Raw genomic sequence first — 16,556 nt, 5'->3', positions numbered from 1 at the left:
CTGGCCGGCCGGCGCGCTTTTCATCGAACGCTTACTCGATCACCTTCGGCACGAGATAGAGGCCGTCCTGGACGGCCGGCGCCGGACGCTGGTTGTCGTCGCGATCGACGACTTCCGTCACGGCGTCGTCGCGCAGGCGCTGCGCGACTTCCTGGATCTGTTCGATCGGGTGGGCAAGCGGCGCGATGCCGGCGGTGTCGACCGCCTGCATCCGTTCGACGAGGCCGAAGAATTCATTGAGCTGGCCGAGCATGTGCTCGGCGTCGGCGTCGGCCATTTCGAGTCGCGCGAGGTGCGCGATGCGTTTCACATCGGTCAGGGTCAGGGCCATGCGATCACCGGAAAAACAAGGCTGCGCAGTGCATCGAAAGCAGCACTGCGGCGGGGGGTTGGAGGGTGCGATCCCACCCTCAAAAATCGGGGCCGAAGCGGCAAAAATACCGCCCGTTTCGATTCAAATACCGTGAAATTATAAGGTATCATTACGCGTTCGACCCAAACCCGGCAGCCTTTTCCCGCACCGTTTCGCCCACTTCGGCAAGCCGTGCGTGCTTCGTGCGATCCCCGGTAGACATCACTCGCAGCTTCGTGCGCCGCGGCGGCCGCTTCCGCCACGCTTCCCGAGGCTGTTATTTTTTCCGCTGCCGCCCTCAGCGCTCCTCGCTACACAGGGCCGGCTCAGAGCGAAACAGGATTCTGAATGTTCGGTTTTTTGCGCAGCTACTTCTCCAACGATCTCGCGATCGACCTCGGCACCGCAAACACCCTGATCTACATGCGCGGCAAGGGCATCGTGCTCGATGAGCCGTCCGTCGTGTCGATCCGCCAGGAAGGCGGCCCCAACGGCAAGAAGACGATCCAGGCGGTCGGCAAGGAAGCCAAGCAGATGCTCGGCAAGGTGCCGGGCAACATCGAGGCGATCCGCCCGATGAAGGACGGCGTGATCGCCGACTTCACCGTCACCGAGCAGATGATCAAGCAGTTCATCAAGACGGCCCACGAGTCGCGCATGTTCTCGCCGTCGCCGCGCATCATCATCTGCGTGCCGTGCGGCTCGACCCAGGTCGAGCGCCGCGCGATCAAGGAAGCGGCGCATGGCGCCGGCGCGTCGCAGGTCTACCTGATCGAGGAGCCGATGGCGGCCGCGATCGGCGCGGGGCTGCCGGTGTCGGAAGCCACCGGCTCGATGGTCGTCGACATCGGCGGCGGCACGACCGAAGTCGGCGTGATCTCGCTCGGCGGCATCGTCTACAAAGGCTCGGTGCGCGTCGGCGGCGACAAGTTCGACGAGGCGATCGTCAACTACATCCGCCGCAACTACGGGATGCTGATCGGCGAGCAAACCGCCGAGGCGATCAAGAAGGAAATCGGCTCCGCGTTCCCGGGCTCCGAAGTCAAGGAAATGGAAGTCAAGGGCCGCAACCTGTCGGAAGGCATCCCGCGCAGCTTCACGATCTCCAGCAACGAAATTCTCGAAGCGCTGACCGATCCGCTGAACCAGATCGTGTCGTCGGTGAAGATCGCGCTCGAACAGACGCCGCCGGAACTCGGCGCCGACATCGCCGAACGCGGGATGATGCTGACGGGCGGCGGCGCGCTGCTGCGCGACCTCGACCGCCTGCTCGCGGAAGAAACCGGCCTGCCGGTGCTCGTCGCGGAAGATCCGCTGACCTGTGTCGTGCGCGGTTCGGGCATGGCGCTCGAGCGCATGGACAAGCTGGGCAGCATCTTCTCGTACGAGTGATCGCCTAAGCAGTCCCGTTTGATATGACGCACCCGCGGCGTGGCCGGATCGCTCGTTCAGAACGAACCGCCGCGCCGTTTGCGCGTCTGAGCATTATTTAACCGATCACACGCGCCCGGCGCCGACCATGGAATACAGTCCGCCGCCCCTCTTCAAGCAAGGTCCGCCCGCGCTCGCGCGGCTCATCTTCTTCGTCGCCCTCGCCATCGCGCTCCTCGTGTCGGACGCGCGCTTCAGCACGCTCGAAATCGTGCGCGGCGTGCTCGGCACCGTGCTCTACCCGCTGCAACGCGCGGCGCTCGTCCCGCGCGACCTGTTCATGGGCGCGGCCGACATCGCCGTCACCGGCGCGTCGCTGCGCCACGAGAACGACGACCTGCGCAAGCGCAACCTGCAGCTGTCCACGCAGGCCAACCAGGCCGCCGTGCTCACACAGGAAAACGCGCACCTGCGCGCGGTGCTCGAGCTGCGCCAGCACATCGCAACGCAATCGACGCCGGTCGAGATCCAGTACGACACGAGCGATCCGTTCACGCAGAAGATCGTGGTCGGGCAAGGCTCGCAGCAAGGCATCCAGGACGGCTCGCCCGTCGTCAGCGAGGACGGCGTGATCGGCCAGGTCACGCGCGTGTTCCCGCTGCAATCCGAAGTCACGCTGGTCACCGACCGCGATCTCGCGATTCCCGTGCAGGTGCTGCGCACCGGCCTGCGCAGCGTGATCTACGGCACGCCGAAGGGCGATTCGCTCGACCTGCGCTTCGTGCCGACGAGCGCGGATCTCGTCGCCGGCGACGAGCTCATCACGAGCGGCCTCGACGGCGTCTATCCGCCCGGCCTGCCGGTCGCGAAGGTCGTGCGCGTCGACAAGCTCGCCGATACCGCATTCGCCCGCGTGACCTGCGCACCGGTCGCGGCCGTGCGCGGCGCGCGCCAGATGCTCGTGCTGCATTACCGGAACGACATCCCGCCGCGCCCGGCCGAGCCCGATCCCGCCGCCGACAAGAACGCGAAGGGCAAGAAGGGCGCGAAAGCCGCCGCGAAGGCCGAGAAAGCCGACGCGAACGCGAAACCGGCCGCCGCGACCCAGCCCGCCGCTGCGAAGCCGGCGCCGGCTGCCCCCGCCGCGCCGGCCAAGCCCGTCGCCGGGCAATCAGGAGCCCAGCGATGAACCGCCCGCAATACATCCTGCAGCCGGTCAATCCGTACTTCATCGTCTTCAGCCTCGCCGCCGCATTCCTGCTGAACCTGATGCCGTGGGGCCGCCTGCCCGGCGTGCCCGACTTCGTCGCGCTCGTGCTGCTGTTCTGGAACATCCACCAGCCGCGCAAGGTCGGGATGGGCGTCGCGTTCGCGCTCGGCATCCTGATGGACGTGCACGATGCGGGGCTGCTCGGCGAGCACGCGCTCGCCTATACGCTGCTGTCGTACGGCGCGATCACGATCCATCGCCGCGTGCTGTGGATGCCGATCGGCGTGCAGGTGCTGTACGTCACGCCGCTGCTGGTCGGCGCGCAGCTCGTGCCGTTCGTGATCCGCCTGCTGATGGGCGCCGCGTTCCCCGGCTGGCGCTATCTGGTCGACGGTTTCGTCGAAGCCGCGCTGTGGCCAATCGCGAGCCATCTGCTGCTGATGCCGCAACGCCGCCCGGTGGACCCGGACGATACGCGCCCGATCTGAGCCGGACCGACCTTGAATACCCGCCGCCCCCACGCCCGCCGCGCGCCGCGCTCCGGGGCGGCACCTCGCCCGCGCCCGCGCGCGGGCCAGATTGCCCTTAAATGACCGAATTCAACGACACCCAACAGCAGCTCTCGAGGTTCCGCCTGCGCGTCGCGGCGGCGGGCGTGTTCGTGTTCGTCTGCTTCGGGCTGCTCGCGAGCCGCTTCTTCTATCTGCAGCTGATGCAGCACGGCAAATACGCGCTGCAGGCCGAGGAAAACCGCATCTCGGTCGCGCCGATCGTGCCGAACCGCGGGATCATCACCGATCGCAACGGCGTGATCCTCGCGAAGAACTACTCGGCGTACACGCTCGAGATCACGCCGTCGAAGCTCGACGACACGCTCGACAACACGATCGACAAGCTGTCCGAGATCATCCCGATCGACGCACGCGACCGCCGCCGCTTCAAGAAGCTGCAGGAAGACTCGAAGAACTTCGAGAGCCTGCCGATCCGCACGCGGCTCACCGACGCCGAAGTCGCGCGCTTCACCGCGCAGCGTTTCCGGTTCCCCGGCGTCGACGTGCGCGCGCGGCTGTTCCGCCAGTACCCGCTCGGCATGACGGCCGCGCACGTGATCGGCTACATCGGCCGGATCTCGAAGCGCGACCAGGATCGCATCGACGCGATGAGCGACGACAACGACAGCGACCAGGAGCACTACGATCCGCGCCGCGACGCGAACAACTACAAGGGCACCGACTACATCGGCAAGATCGGCGTCGAGCAGAGCTACGAAGCCGAGCTGCACGGGCTGACCGGCTTCGAGGAAGTCGAGGTGACGGCCGGCGGCCGGCCGGTACGCACGCTGTCGCGCACGCAGGCAACGCCCGGCAACAACCTCGTGCTGTCGCTCGACATCGGGCTGCAGCAGGTGGCCGAGCAGGCGTTCGCCGGCAAGCGCGGCGCGCTCGTCGCGATCGAGCCGAAGACGGGCGACGTGCTCGCGTTCGTGTCGTCGCCGAGCTTCGACCCGAATTCGTTCGTCGACGGCATCGACCAGCAGACCTGGGACGAGCTGAACAACTCGCCCGACAAGCCGCTGCTGAACCGCCCGTTGCACGGCACCTACCCGCCCGGCTCGACGTACAAGCCGTTCATGGCGCTCGCCGGCCTGACGCTCGGCAAGCGCACGCCGGGCTGGGGCTTCCAGGATCCCGGCTACTTCACGTTCGGCGGCCACACGTTCCGCAACGACGTGCGCTCGGGCCAGGGCTGGGTCGACATGAACAAGGCGATCATGGTGTCGAACGACACCTACTTCTACATGCTCGCGCGCGATCTCGGCGTGAACGCGATCGCGAACTTCATGAAGCCGTTCGGCTTCGGCCAGATCACCGGCATCGACATCCAGGGCGAGGCGCGCGGGATCCTGCCGTCGACCGACTGGAAGAAGAAGGCGTTCAAGAAGGCCGCGCAGCAGAAGTGGTTCGACGGCGAGACGATCAGTCTCGGGATCGGCCAGGGCTACAACTCGTTCACGATCCTGCAGCTCGCGCACGCGACCGCGACGCTCGCGAACAACGGCGTCGTGATGAAGCCTCACCTCGTGAAGGAAGTCGAGGATCCGATCTCGCGCGCGCGCCACCTGACCGTGCCGAAGGAAAGCGAGGTGATCCCGCTGAAGGCGGCCGACATCGACGTCGTGAAGCGCGGGATGGAGAACGTGATCGAGAACCCGTCCGGCACCGCGTACAAGGTGTTCCGCGGCGCACCGTACCTCGCCGCCGGCAAGACCGGCACCGCGCAGGTGTTCTCGCTGCAGGGCTCGAACTACAAGGGCCACCTGCTCGCCGAGCACCTGCGCGACCACGCGCTGTTCATCGCGTACGCGCCGGTCGACCACCCGCAGATCGCCGTCGCGCTGGTCGTCGAAAACGGCGGCTGGGGCGCTCAGGCCGCCGGCCCGATCGCGCGTCGCGTGCTCGACTACTATCTGGTCGAGCGCCAGAACCCGAAAAACCAGGCCGCGGCCGTGGCCGCCGCGGCGTCGGCCACCGAGCCGGCGAGCGCGCCCGTGGTGGGCGACACCTCGAAGCCCGCCGCCGTCGCGGCCGGCTTCACCGCGCTGCCGCAGCCGGTCGTGCCGTCGGCGGCCAGCGCGGCCGAGGCGGCATCGACTGCGTCGGCTGCGGCCGGCGCCAGCGCCACGGCGCCAGCCGACGCGAGCGCCGCGGCGCCGATGGCCGCGAGCCTGCCGCCGATGCGGCGCCCGCACCGGCCGCGCCGGACCGCCAGCGACGCGCAGCCGCTCGTCGCCACGCCGCGGGACGACAACCACCGTGCGACGGCCCCCGCGAAAGCGGCGGACGCCGGCACCGCTCATTAACGGAGAAAGGCATGCAATTCGACAAGCGCGCCTGGCTCGACAAGATCAAGCAGATGTTCGCGGGCTTCGACCGTCCGCTCGCCCTCATCGTGTTCCTGCTGCTGTGCGTCGGCATCGTCACGCTGTACAGCGCGGCGATCGACATGCCGGGCCGTGTCGAGGATCAACTGCGCAACATCCTGCTGACGTTCGTGCTGATGTGGGTGATCGCCAACATCCCGCCGACCACGCTGATGCGCTTCGCGGTCCCGCTCTACACGTTCGGGGTCGCGTTGCTGGTCGCGGTCGCGCTGTTCGGGATGACCAAGAAGGGGGCGAAGCGCTGGCTGAACGTCGGCGTCGTGATCCAGCCGTCCGAGATCCTCAAGATCGCGACGCCGCTGATGCTCGCGTGGTACTACCAGCGCCGCGAAGGCGGCCTGCGCTGGTACGACTTCGTCGCCGCGTTCGGGATCCTGCTGGTGCCGGTCGGGCTGATCGCGAAGCAGCCCGACCTCGGCACGGGCCTGCTCGTGTTCGCGGCCGGCTTCTTCGTGATCTATCTCGCCGGGCTGTCGTTCAAGCTGATCGTGCCGGTGCTCGTCGCGGGCGTGATCGCGGTCGGCTCGATCGCCGTGTTCGAAGAGCGCATCTGCCAGCCCGAAGTGCAGTGGCCGCTGATGCACGATTACCAGAAGCACCGCGTGTGCACGCTGCTCGACCCGACGTCCGACCCGCTCGGCAAGGGCTTCCACACGATCCAGGCCGTGATCGCGATCGGCTCGGGCGGCGTGCTCGGCAAGGGCTATCTGAAAGGCACGCAGGCGCACCTCGAATTCATTCCGGAGAAACACACCGACTTCATCTTCGCGGTGTTCTCGGAGGAATGGGGGCTCGCCGGCGGCCTCGTGCTGCTGACGCTGTACATGGCGCTGATCGCGCGCGGGCTCTACATCGCCGCGCAGGGCGCGACGCTGTTCGGCCGGCTGCTCGCGGGCTCGCTCACGCTCGCGTTCTTCGTCTACGCGTTCGTCAACATCGGGATGGTGAGCGGCGTGCTGCCGGTCGTCGGCGTGCCGCTGCCGTTCATGAGTTACGGCGGCACCGCGCTCACGACGCTCGGCATCGCGATCGGGATGATCATGAGCGTCGGGCGGCAGCGGCGGCTGATGAAGAGCTGAGCGCGCGGCCCGCACCACGGCACACGAAAACGGCGCCCGGCGCCGTTTTTCATTGGGGAAGCCGAATACGGCCGCTTACTGCGTCGGCGCGTGCGGCTTGCCTTGCTCCGCGCCGGCGCCCGATGCCGGCATCGGCGCCTTCAGCCGCGCGCTCAACTCCTTGAATTTCAGCCCGGCCGTCTCGTCGCCCTGCGCGGCCGCCGCCGCGTAATACGCGCGCGCGATGTTCAGGTTCTGCGCGACGCCGTCGCCGCCGCGTTCGTAGAACGAGGCGGTCACGTACTGCGCGATGGGCTCGCCCGCGTCGGCAGCCTGCTTGTACCACGCGAACGCCTGCCGGTTGTCGCGCGGCGTGCCGCGCCCGTCGAGGAACTGGTTCGCGAGCGACAGCTCGGCCTGCACGTGCCCCTGCTTCGCGGCCCGCAGGAACCAGCGATGCGCTTCGGCCGGGTTGCGCGCGACGAACTCGCCGTCGTCGAACATCCGGCCGTAGACGTACTGCGCATGCGACATGTTCGCGTCCGCCGCGCGCTTCAGCCAGCGCAACCCTTCATCGACGTTCGCCGTCACGCCTTCACCCGTCAGCAGCATCATCGCGTAGTTGAACTGCGCGAGGCGATCGCCGCGCTCGGCCGCATCGTGGAATTGCACCAGCGCCGCGCGATAGTCGCCGGCGTTGTAGTCGGCGACCGCCGATTGCGTCTCGTGCGACGGATCGGGCTTCGCTTGCGGCGCACCCTGCGCGGCCGCCGACGCACACACGGCCCACAGGCCGACCATCGCCCCGATCCGCGCGCGCCTGCGGCACGCACCGTCTGCGCCGTTCATGACCGTACCTCCTGCAACGCCTGCCGCGTCGCGCGCAACAGCCAGCTCACGTCGGCCGACACCGTGATCATCCGGTAGCCGGCCTCGCGATACTGGCGCGCGGCCGCCGTGTCGCCGGCGAAGATGCCGACCGCGACGCCGGCCTGCTTGCCGGCCGCGAGCACGCGCGCCATCGCGATTTCGACGTCCGGGTGGCGGATATCGCCAAGATGTCCGAGGCTCGCCGCGAGATCGGCCGGGCCGACGAACAGGCAATCGACGCCAGGCGTCGCCGCGATCCGCTCGACTTCGTCGACGCCGCGCGCCGATTCGACCTGCACGATCACCGCGACTTGCGCATTCGCCGTCTGCAGGTAGTCGCGGCGCATGCCGAACGCCGCCGCGCGCACCATGCCGGCCACCCCGCGCAGCCCGTCGGGCGATTCGGGCGACGGGAAGCGCGTGAGCCGCACTGCGTGCGCGGCGTCGTCGGGCGTCTCGATACACGGGAACATCAGCGTGCGCGCGCCGGCGTCGAGCGCGCGCTTCACGAGCCACGGCTCCCGCGCCGGCACGCGCACGACCGGCTCGCTCGGCAGGTGCGCCGCGGCGATCGCGCGCAGTTGCGACGCCACGTCGCGACTGTCGTTCGGCGCATGCTCCATGTCGATGCAGAGCCAGTCGTAACCGGCATGCGCGAGCGCTTCCGCGGCCGAGTCGCTGCCGAGCGACAGCCACAGGCCGTACAGCGGCTCGTCACCGTCGCGCAGGCGTTGTTTGAGGGAATTGGTGAGCGTGCTCATCGATACGGCCTCCGGAGCGGAACGGCAATCGAACGGGACAAGCAACAGGCGAAGCGAAACGCACGCCGCCGGGCAATCGAAGCATGGCGGCGGCGGCAGACCGCGCGCCGGAGAACGTGAGTCGGACCGAGCCAGCCGATCTGACAGCGCGAGCCGCGCAATGGCTCACACGAGCGTTTTTCGGTGCCGCACGACGATCATAGCGCGGCGGGGTGCTCAATGCGGGAACGGACGGGGGAGCCGTACCGGCACGGCGCGGAAGGCGAGGCGGCTGCAGTGACGGGCAGCCCGCGCCGGACGGCGGGGCTGCCTCGCGGGAAGGCGGGATCAGCGGCCGGGCTGGCGCTCGACGTCGGCCCAGCAGTTCGGCGTCTCGTACAGGCGCACGCGCTCGAGACGCAGGTTCACGCCGTAGTGCGCGTCGTACACGTTCGCGAGGAGGTCGAACGCGATCGCCGCGAGGTTCTCCACCGTCGGGATCCGGTCGAGCACGACCGTCTTGTGGTCGGCCATCTGCTCGAGGAACGAGCGCACGACCTCGTCGCGCGCATAGACCAGGAACGCGTGGTCCCACTTGCTGACGAGATGCTCGACCGCGAGCGCCTTCACGTCGGCGAAATCCATCACCATGCCGCGGTCGGGCGCCCCCTCGGTATCGACGAGATCGCCGCGCAGCGTGATTTCGAGCACGTAGCGATGGCCGTGCAGATTCCTGCACTGGCTGCGGTGATCGGGAATGCGGTGGCCCGCGTCGAATTCGAGTTTTCGGGTAATCAGCACGATGTCAAAAGCCGGGGCTCAGGGAATGTTCAGATATTTATGGGTCTGCATCGACAGCCGCCACTGCGGATGACGCTTGCACCAGTCGATCGCGAGCTTCGTATTGAGGTCACGCGACGGGCCGTCCATCGGCTGCACGAGAAAATACTCGAAATCGAGCTGCGCGTAGTCGGCCAGCCGCTGATTGTCCTGCGGAACGACGACCTTCAGTTCGTTGCCCTTCGTGACGACGAGCGGCGCATCGGCCTTCGGGCTCACGCAGATCCAGTCGATCGATTCGAGCACCGGCAGCGAACCGTTGGTCTCGATCGCGATCTCGAAGCCTGCCGCATGCAGCGCGTCGACGAGCGGCTGGTCGAGCTGCAGCATCGGCTCGCCGCCCGTGCAGACGACGAAGCGGTGCGCTTCGCCCTGCGGCCACAAGCCGGCGATCGTCGCGACCAGCGCCGCGGCGTCCTTGAACTTGCCGCCGTTCTCGCCGTCGGTGCCGACGAAGTCCGTATCGCAGAAGCGGCACACGGCCTCCGCACGATCCTCTTCGCGGCCCGACCACAGGTTGCAGCCGGCGAACCGGCAGAACACGGCCGGCCGGCCCGCATTCGCGCCCTCGCCCTGCAACGTGTAGAAAATTTCCTTGACCGCGTAAGTCATCGTGCTTCGTCCGGCTTGCGCCGCTCGTTGTCGATCAGAATCCGTTGTCCATCAAGCGCTGCCCGCGCAGCCGCGTCACAGCGGCGCTTCGGTCACCCGCTCGCCCTTCAGGTAGGCCTCGTAGCCGCGCTTGCGCAGCTTGCAGGCCGGGCATTCGCCGCAGCCGAAGCCCCAGTCGTGCAGTTCCGCGCGCTCGCCCACGTAGCACGTGTGCGTCTCGACCCGGATCAGTTCGACGAGCGCCTCGCCGCCAAGCTGTTCGGCGAGCTGCCAGGTCTGCGCCTTGTCGAGCCACATCAGCGGCGTCTCGAGCACCATGCGCGTGTCCATCCCGAGATTCAGCGCGACCTGCAGCGCCTTCATCGTGTCGTCGCGGCAGTCCGGATAGCCCGAAAAATCGGTCTCGCACATCCCGCCGACCAGCACGCGCAGCCCGCGGCGATAGGCGATCGCCGCGGCGATCGTCATGAACATCAGGTTGCGGCCCGGCACGAACGTGTTCGGCAGGCCGTTTGCCGTCGTCTCGATCTCGATCGTGCGCGTCATCGCGGTATCGCTGATCGCGCCGAGCACCGACAGGTCGATCATGTGATCGTCGCCGAGCCGGTCCGACCACGCGGGAAACTTGCGCTTCAGCGCTTCGCGCACGCCATCGCGACACTCGAGTTCGACGCGATGGCGCTGGCCGTAATCGAAGCCGAGCGTCTCGACCGTCTGATAGCGTTCGAGGGCCCAGGCCACGCACGTGGCGGAGTCCTGCCCGCCGGAAAACAACACGAGCGCGCCGTCTTTAGCGTCTGTCCGAATCACCGTGATACTCCGTGAATGTGTAGGCTCGCGTCGCACTGCGCCCCGAGGCCGGCTGCCGCCGGGCGGCCGACGCGGCCGGCCCGCGCCGGCTCGACCAGTATAGGCAGCGCGGTCGGCCGCGAATGCGGCGGCGCGCTTATACCGCCCATCGCGCGGCATCGTGGCCGCGCGCCACGGCAGGTGCGCCGTGGGCAGCCTGCCATGCGCATGAAGCGATGCGCTAAGTCATTGAGCGGGCACGGATTTTATCATGCCCCGGCGAATGCTGCCGGGCCCGCCGCCCACGACGCGCAATACCCACCACAAACGAAAAACCCCAAGAACCTTCCGATTCTTGGGGTTTTAAATGCTGGTGGCCTGGGACGGAATCGAACCATCGACACGCGGATTTTCAATCCGCTGCTCTACCAACTGAGCTACCGGGCCAACGAAGAATGAAAGTATATCGAGCTATCGGGCCCCGAGCAAGTGCTTTCGCAAAATATTTTACAGCGCGCCTTCGGGCGGCTTCTTGCCGAGCTCGACGCCGAGCTGCTTGAGCTTGCGATACAGGTGCGTGCGCTCGAGGCCCGTCTTCTCCGCGACGCGCGTCATGCTGCCGTTCTCGCGCGCGAGGTGATATTCGAAGTACGCACGCTCGAACGCATCGCGCGCTTCGCGCAACGGGATGTCGAACGGGATCGCGGCCGTCTGGCCCGCGAGGCCGAGCGCCGACGCCATGTCGTCGCCGAGCGTCGGCAGCGCCGCCGCCGACGCGACCGCCGCCGGCCCCGCGGCTTGCCCGCCACCCGCCTTCGCCGCCGCGTTGGCGGACACCGGCGCCGCGCCGCGTGCGAGACCGTGCTCGACGGACTTCAGCAACTTCTGCAGCGCGATCGGTTTCTCGAGGAAATCGAGCGCGCCGATCTTGGTCGCCTCAACTGCCGTATCGATCGTCGCGTGCCCCGACATCATGATCACGGGCATCGTCAGCAGCCCCTGCGCCGCCCATTCCTTGAGCAACGTGACGCCGTCGGTATCGGGCATCCAGATATCGAGCAGCACGAGATCGGGCGCCTGATTCAGCCGGTATTCCCGCGCGGCCTGCGCGTTCTCCGCCGCCTCGACGACATGTCCTTCATCGCTGAGGATCTCCGAGAGCAATTCCCGGATGCCCATTTCATCATCTACCACCAGGATGGTTGCCATTTACGCTGCCCTTGTCTGCTCACTTGCTTTTGTCTTGGCGGGAGTCGCCCCGTCCTGCGCACCGGGTTCGGCGCCTGGCGTATCGCTCGCCATCTGCAGGAAGAGGATCGACACCTGCGCACCCTCGACGGTCTCGCCGTGCATGCGATTGCGCAGATCGATCCGCGCGCCGTGCTCGTCAACGATTTTCTTGACCGTGGCCAGCCCGAGCCCCGTGCCCTTCGCCTTCGTCGTCACGTAAGGCTCGAACGCGCGCGTCAGGATGCGTGCCGGAAAACCGGGCCCGTTGTCGGACACGGTCAGACGTACCGCGACGTGCGTTTTGCCTTCGGCGTCGGGATCGCCATATTCTACTGTCTTGGTTTCGATCAACACACGCGGATGCGCGGACTCCGCAACCGAATCCTGCGCATTCTGCAGCAGGTTGTGGATCACCTGGCGCAATTGCGTCGCGTCGCCGCGAATCACCGGCAGCGACGGCGCGAGCTCGGCGACGATCGGGCTCTTGCCTTCGCCGACGCCGTACAGCCCGAGCACCTCGCTCGCCAGTTCGTTCAACTGCAGGTTCGCGAGCACCGCCGGCGGCGTGCGCGCGTATTCGCGGAAATCGTCGACCATCCGCTTCATCGCGGCCACCTGGTTCACGATCATCGTCGCGCCGCGCTTGAGCACGTCCGCGTCGGACGGTGCGAGCTTGTCGGACAGCTTCATCTGCAGCCGCTCGGCCGACAGCTGGATCGGCGTCAGCGGATTCTTGATCTCGTGCGCGAGCCGCCGCGCGACCTCGCCCCACGCGACCGAACGCTGCGCGGAAATCACGTCGGAGATGTCGTCGAACACGACGACGTAGCCGGACGTCTGCGGATCGTCGGCCTGCCCCTCGACCGTCGACACGAGACGCGTGCCGCGCACGAGCAGCGTCAGCGGCTCGGTTTCGCCCGGCACCTCGATCGCGAACTGCTGCTGCCAGTGGCCGCGATCGCCGCTGCCGCCGTCGGACGCCGCCTCGCGATCGGCGAACGCCTTGCGCACCATCGCGCCGAACCCGGCGGCCACGCCGATCCGGTCGAGCGTCGCACCGATCAGCGCGTTGAACGGCTGCCGGAAGATCCGCTCGGCGCCGCGGTTAGCCGTCGTCAGCCGGAACTGGCGGTCGAGCACGAACACGCCGGCCGTCAGGTTCGCGAGGATGCTCTCGAGATACGTCTTCGAATGCTCGAGCGCGATGCGGTTCTTCTCGACCGCGAGCCGCGCCTCGGACAACTGGCGCGTCATCGCATTGAACGACTGCGTGAGGAAGCCGAGCTCGTCGCGCGTCTTGATCTCGCGCTTGGGCGTGTAATCGCCTTCCGTGATCTCCTTCGTGCCCTGCGCGAGCAGGAACAGCGGCCGTGCGAGCTGCTGGCCGAGTGCGAGCGCGAGCATCATCGCGATGAAGGTCGCGAGGAACAGCGCGAGCGTCAGCGTGCCGATGTACATCTTGCGCAGCCCCGTGCGGCCGAGCGACTTTTCCTGGTACTCGCGGTACGCGCGCTGCACGGCGTCCGCGTTGTGCGCGAGCGTGGGCGGCACCGGCTGCGTGAGCTGCAGGAATCGCTCCGCCGGCTGCAGCAGCGACGTCGTCGCATCGGGAATCGGCCGCACGACGCGCAGCCGCAGCGCGCCCTTCGCGCCGTGCGCGCGCGGGTCGCCGTCGACTTCGCCCTCGATCGCCGCATACGCGCCGTGTTCGCGCGCCTGGCTCAGCATCAGCGGCGTCGGCAGGTCGTCCGGAATCAGCGCCGCGAAATTGCCCGACGCCTGCGCGACGATGTGCAGGTCGGGCGCCGCGCCCGAGCCGCCGCGGCTCGGCTCGACGATCGTCGCGTCCTGCACGCCGAACTGGTCGCGCAGCCGCAGCAGCGTGAGCGTCGTGCCGTTCGTGTTCGCATCGACGCTCGCGAGCTGGTCGGACATCATCCGCGCCTTCGTCTGCAGATCGGACAGCGACGCGTCGAGCATCCCGCGGCCGAGGTTCAGCCCGGCCGTCAGCGCCGTCTCGACGTTCACGTCGAACCACGACTCGATACTGCGCGACACGAACTGGTACGACACGACGTAGATGATCCCGCCCGGCACCACGCCGACGAGCGCGAAGAACACCGCGAGCTTCGCGAGCAGCCGCGTGCCGAACTTGCCCTTCCTCAGGCGCACGACGATCATCCCGATCAGCCCGAGCACCACGAGCAGGAACACGAGCGCGACGACGATGTTCGTCGCGTACAGCCACGAGTAGTAGCGGTCGAAGAATTCGGTGTTCGCGCTCGCGGCCGCGAGCAGCACGAGCAGCAGCAGTGCGGTCAGCGCGACGGTCGAGACGATCACGCGGATGAGGAGGCTCTTCCCGCTGGCGGCGCGGCGTACTTTATTTAGCACGTTCGGTCACCGTGAAGGTAAAGCGCTTCCAGTCCGACCCGAGCGTCCAGTCGCGATTGTTCACCGCATCGACCTGGAACGGCTTCGGCATCAGCGCCGTATCGAGCTGCATCCGCACCGACGCCGTGTAGGTTTCGCCCGCGCGCACCTGGTTGCGGTCGATCACGTGCCACGACGTGATGTGACGGACCACCGCGAGCGCATCCTTCAGCGACGGGAAGCCGAGCTGCAGGCCGCCCGTCGACACGCGGTACTCGCGCGTGAGCGGCTGGAACGACAGGCGGATGGTCTGCGTGACCGCCACCGGCTGCTCGTCGAACCAGTACCAGCGCGCGCGGCTCAGTTCGAAGTCAGTCGTGAAGTAAAGCGGGATGCCCTTGTTGACGGCATCCTCGAGGTTCGGATTCAGCTCGAAGTCGAAACGCGCGTCCAGGCTCCAGCCGCTTCCGTCGGACTGGAGCGACGCGCGCTGCACGGCGATCGATTCGGCATGCGCCGGCCGGACGATGACCAGGCACAGCGTCAACGCGACGAGCAAGACGGCCGCGAGCCGAAATGGAAAAAGGTGTTTGATCGTCACCGTTTCTGAAACCGCGCGTAGAAAAATCCGTCGTGATCGGTGTTCTGGTCGAGTGCGCCGGCGGCCGCCCGTCCCTGCACGCCGCCCGGCAGCAGCTGGCCAGGGGCGTCCAATCGTACCGCATCTTCGCAGGCCGCTTCAAACCAGCGGGCCTGCAATTCGCCTTCCTCGGGGAAGATCGAACAGGTCACGTAAAGCAGTTCGCCGCCCGGCTTCACGAGCGGCCACAACGCCGACAGGATGCGACGCTGCTCCGCGACGAGCGCCGGGATGTCGGCCTCGCGGCGCAGCCAGCGGATGTCGGGGTGCCGCCGCACGATGCCGGACGCCGAGCACGGCACGTCGGCCAGGATGCGATCGAACGGGCGCCCGTCGTACCACGCATCCGGCGCGCCGGCGTCGCCGACGCACACGTTCGCCGCGAGCGACAGGCGCACGAGATTCTCGCCGATGCGCGCCGCGCGCGTCGCGTCGCTTTCGAGCGCCACGACGTCCGCATCGGCGAGTTCGAGAATATGGCCGGTCTTGCCGCCGGGCGCCGCGCACGCGTCGAGCACGCGCATGCCGTCGCGCGCGCCGAGCCATTCGGCCGCGAGCTGCGCGCCGGCGTCCTGCACCGACACCACGCCGTCGGCGAACCCCGGAATGCGATCCACCGGCAGCGCCGAGGCGAGCCGCACCGCATGCCGGCCGATCGCGGTCGCGTCGATCCCGCTTGCACGCAACGTGTCGAGATACGCATCGACGCTCGCGCGACGCGCATTCACGCGCAGCGTCAGCGGCCCCTGACGCTCGCCGGCCGCGAGGATCGCCTGCCACGCGTCGGGCCATGCGCGCTTCACCGCATCGACCCACCACGCGCGGTAGTTCCAGTGCGCGACCGGGTCGTCCTGCATCGCCGCGACGAGTGCGTCGCGCTCGCGCAGGAAACGGCGCAGCACCGCGTTGACCATCCCCTTCGCGAACGCGAATTCGCGCCGCGCGCCGATGACGGTGACGGCCTGGTCGACCACCGTGAACGCCGGGTACGCGGCGGCGTCAGGCGGGTCGAGCAGCAGCGCGAACGCGCAGGCGAGCACCGCGTGCACGTGCGCGGGCGGCGCCTTGCTGACGAACTTGCCGATCAGCCAGTCCGCGCTGCCGAGGCGGCGCATCGTCCGGTAGGCGACGTCCTGCGTCGCGCCGCGCGCGTGCGCCTGCGCACCGGGCGGCATCTGCGCGAATACCGCCGACAGTGCCGCCGGCAACGCGGTGCCGCGTCGCACCGCATCGACCGCCTGCGCGGCCGCGTCGAGCGCGAAGCCGAGCGAATCGGACGCCAGGTGCAGCGCAGTCAGGCGCGCCGGGCGGCCGGAAGAAGTCGGAGCGGAAGAACGGGGTCGTGTCATCGGTACGGAATCGGCAAACAGGCGCCGCAATCGGGTGCGGCAAGCAAATGCGGCAAACGGCGGCGGCAAACGGCGGGATCGCAGCCGCCACATGGCCCGGCGATCCCAAACCGCGCATTGTAGCGTGCGGCCATGCCGCCCCTTTGGCCCCTTTACGGCGCGCACAAACGAAACACCCCGC

Annotated in this window: 15 protein-coding genes and 1 tRNA gene; 5 read left to right on the top strand and 11 right to left on the bottom strand. The window is 67.9% G+C overall.

The features are described from left to right. Window positions 1-31: 31 nt before the first annotated feature. Window positions 32-331 (bottom strand): Asp-tRNA(Asn)/Glu-tRNA(Gln) amidotransferase subunit GatC, encoded by a 300-nt coding sequence (gatC, locus tag C4B30_RS22970; RefSeq protein WP_027785747.1) that lies wholly within the window; start codon window positions 329-331, stop codon window positions 32-34. A 369-nt stretch (window positions 332-700) separates the two neighbouring features. Between gatC and C4B30_RS22965 the strand changes: the two genes are divergently transcribed. The 5 genes from C4B30_RS22965 to rodA all read left to right on the top strand — a co-directional run bounded on the left by C4B30_RS22965 (window position 701) and on the right by rodA (window position 6,953). Next, window positions 701-1,744 carry a rod shape-determining protein gene (locus C4B30_RS22965; RefSeq protein ID WP_004189550.1) on the top strand — a complete coding sequence of 348 codons (1,044 nt, stop codon included), beginning with the start codon at window positions 701-703 and terminating at the stop codon, window positions 1,742-1,744. 127 nt (window positions 1,745-1,871) lie between these two features. After that, window positions 1,872-2,912: a rod shape-determining protein MreC gene (mreC, locus tag C4B30_RS22960; RefSeq protein ID WP_027785748.1), complete on the top strand. Its 1,041-nt coding sequence runs from the start codon at window positions 1,872-1,874 to the stop codon at window positions 2,910-2,912. Then, window positions 2,909-3,421: a rod shape-determining protein MreD gene (gene mreD, locus C4B30_RS22955; RefSeq protein ID WP_027785749.1), complete on the top strand. Its 513-nt coding sequence runs from the start codon at window positions 2,909-2,911 to the stop codon at window positions 3,419-3,421. The genes mreC and mreD overlap by 4 nt, the downstream gene beginning before the upstream one ends. Before the next feature lie 101 nt (window positions 3,422-3,522). Further along, complete coding sequence (mrdA, locus tag C4B30_RS22950) at window positions 3,523-5,793, top strand: penicillin-binding protein 2 (RefSeq protein ID WP_027785750.1); 2,271 nt, start codon at window positions 3,523-3,525, stop codon at window positions 5,791-5,793. A gap of 11 nt (window positions 5,794-5,804) precedes the next feature. Then, complete coding sequence (gene rodA, locus C4B30_RS22945; protein WP_027785751.1) at window positions 5,805-6,953, top strand: rod shape-determining protein RodA; 1,149 nt, start codon at window positions 5,805-5,807, stop codon at window positions 6,951-6,953. 75 nt (window positions 6,954-7,028) lie between these two features. Here rodA and C4B30_RS22940 read toward each other — a convergent pair whose 3' ends face one another. From C4B30_RS22940 to rsmB, 10 genes are all read right to left on the bottom strand, one after another. Further along, complete coding sequence (locus C4B30_RS22940) at window positions 7,029-7,781, bottom strand: tetratricopeptide repeat protein (RefSeq protein WP_027785752.1); 753 nt, start codon at window positions 7,779-7,781, stop codon at window positions 7,029-7,031. Continuing rightward, entirely contained in the window at window positions 7,778-8,563 is a 786-nt protein-coding gene (locus tag C4B30_RS22935) for an HpcH/HpaI aldolase family protein (protein ID WP_027785753.1), read from the bottom strand. The genes C4B30_RS22940 and C4B30_RS22935 overlap by 4 nt, the downstream gene beginning before the upstream one ends. Window positions 8,564-8,890: 327 nt before the next feature. After that, window positions 8,891-9,343 (bottom strand): 6-carboxytetrahydropterin synthase QueD, encoded by a 453-nt coding sequence (queD, locus tag C4B30_RS22930; RefSeq protein ID WP_027785754.1) that lies wholly within the window; start codon window positions 9,341-9,343, stop codon window positions 8,891-8,893. A gap of 18 nt (window positions 9,344-9,361) precedes the next feature. Continuing rightward, window positions 9,362-9,994: a 7-carboxy-7-deazaguanine synthase gene (gene queE / locus C4B30_RS22925; protein ID WP_027785755.1), complete on the bottom strand. Its 633-nt coding sequence runs from the start codon at window positions 9,992-9,994 to the stop codon at window positions 9,362-9,364. 75 nt (window positions 9,995-10,069) lie between these two features. Beyond that, window positions 10,070-10,804: a 7-cyano-7-deazaguanine synthase QueC gene (gene queC, locus C4B30_RS22920; RefSeq protein WP_027785756.1), complete on the bottom strand. Its 735-nt coding sequence runs from the start codon at window positions 10,802-10,804 to the stop codon at window positions 10,070-10,072. A 350-nt stretch (window positions 10,805-11,154) separates the two neighbouring features. Beyond that, window positions 11,155-11,230, bottom strand: a tRNA-Phe gene (locus tag C4B30_RS22915). 60 nt (window positions 11,231-11,290) lie between these two features. Continuing rightward, window positions 11,291-11,992 carry a response regulator transcription factor EsaR gene (gene esaR / locus C4B30_RS22910; protein WP_027785757.1) on the bottom strand — a complete coding sequence of 234 codons (702 nt, stop codon included), beginning with the start codon at window positions 11,990-11,992 and terminating at the stop codon, window positions 11,291-11,293. After that, window positions 11,993-14,407 carry a sensor histidine kinase EsaS gene (gene esaS / locus C4B30_RS22905; RefSeq protein WP_027785758.1) on the bottom strand — a complete coding sequence of 805 codons (2,415 nt, stop codon included), beginning with the start codon at window positions 14,405-14,407 and terminating at the stop codon, window positions 11,993-11,995. After that, a complete protein-coding gene (locus C4B30_RS22900) occupies window positions 14,397-14,987 on the bottom strand; it encodes a DUF4390 domain-containing protein (RefSeq protein ID WP_027785759.1) in 591 nt (196 codons plus the stop codon). Before C4B30_RS22900 ends, esaS begins: the two co-directional genes overlap by 11 nt. Next, entirely contained in the window at window positions 14,984-16,375 is a 1,392-nt protein-coding gene (gene rsmB / locus C4B30_RS22895; protein ID WP_027785760.1) for a 16S rRNA (cytosine(967)-C(5))-methyltransferase RsmB, read from the bottom strand. The genes C4B30_RS22900 and rsmB overlap by 4 nt, the downstream gene beginning before the upstream one ends. Between the last annotated feature and the right edge of the window lie 181 nt (window positions 16,376-16,556).

The sequence above is a fragment of the Burkholderia sp. BE12 genome, assembly GCF_002959955.1.
GTDB lineage: Bacteria > Pseudomonadota > Gammaproteobacteria > Burkholderiales > Burkholderiaceae > Burkholderia.
Note: the sequence above shows the minus strand (reverse complement) of the source record. Positions and strands in the feature narration are given on the sequence as shown.

Excerpts from the sequence above, each read along its gene's own strand:
- queE (WP_027785755.1), bottom strand. The coding sequence starts at position 9,994 with ATGACTTACGCGGTCAAGGAAATTTTCTACACGTTGCAGGGCGAGGGC.
- esaR (WP_027785757.1), bottom strand. The coding sequence starts at position 11,992 with ATGGCAACCATCCTGGTGGTAGATGATGAAATGGGCATCCGGGAATTG.
- gatC (WP_027785747.1), bottom strand. The coding sequence starts at position 331 with ATGGCCCTGACCCTGACCGATGTGAAACGCATCGCGCACCTCGCGCGA.
- C4B30_RS22965 (WP_004189550.1), top strand. The coding sequence starts at position 701 with ATGTTCGGTTTTTTGCGCAGCTACTTCTCCAACGATCTCGCGATCGAC.
- rsmB (WP_027785760.1), bottom strand. The coding sequence starts at position 16,375 with ATGACACGACCCCGTTCTTCCGCTCCGACTTCTTCCGGCCGCCCGGCG.
- mreD (WP_027785749.1), top strand. The coding sequence starts at position 2,909 with ATGAACCGCCCGCAATACATCCTGCAGCCGGTCAATCCGTACTTCATC.
- mreC (WP_027785748.1), top strand. The coding sequence starts at position 1,872 with ATGGAATACAGTCCGCCGCCCCTCTTCAAGCAAGGTCCGCCCGCGCTC.
- C4B30_RS22940 (WP_027785752.1), bottom strand. The coding sequence starts at position 7,781 with ATGAACGGCGCAGACGGTGCGTGCCGCAGGCGCGCGCGGATCGGGGCG.
- C4B30_RS22935 (WP_027785753.1), bottom strand. The coding sequence starts at position 8,563 with ATGAGCACGCTCACCAATTCCCTCAAACAACGCCTGCGCGACGGTGAC.
- rodA (WP_027785751.1), top strand. The coding sequence starts at position 5,805 with ATGCAATTCGACAAGCGCGCCTGGCTCGACAAGATCAAGCAGATGTTC.
- mrdA (WP_027785750.1), top strand. The coding sequence starts at position 3,523 with ATGACCGAATTCAACGACACCCAACAGCAGCTCTCGAGGTTCCGCCTG.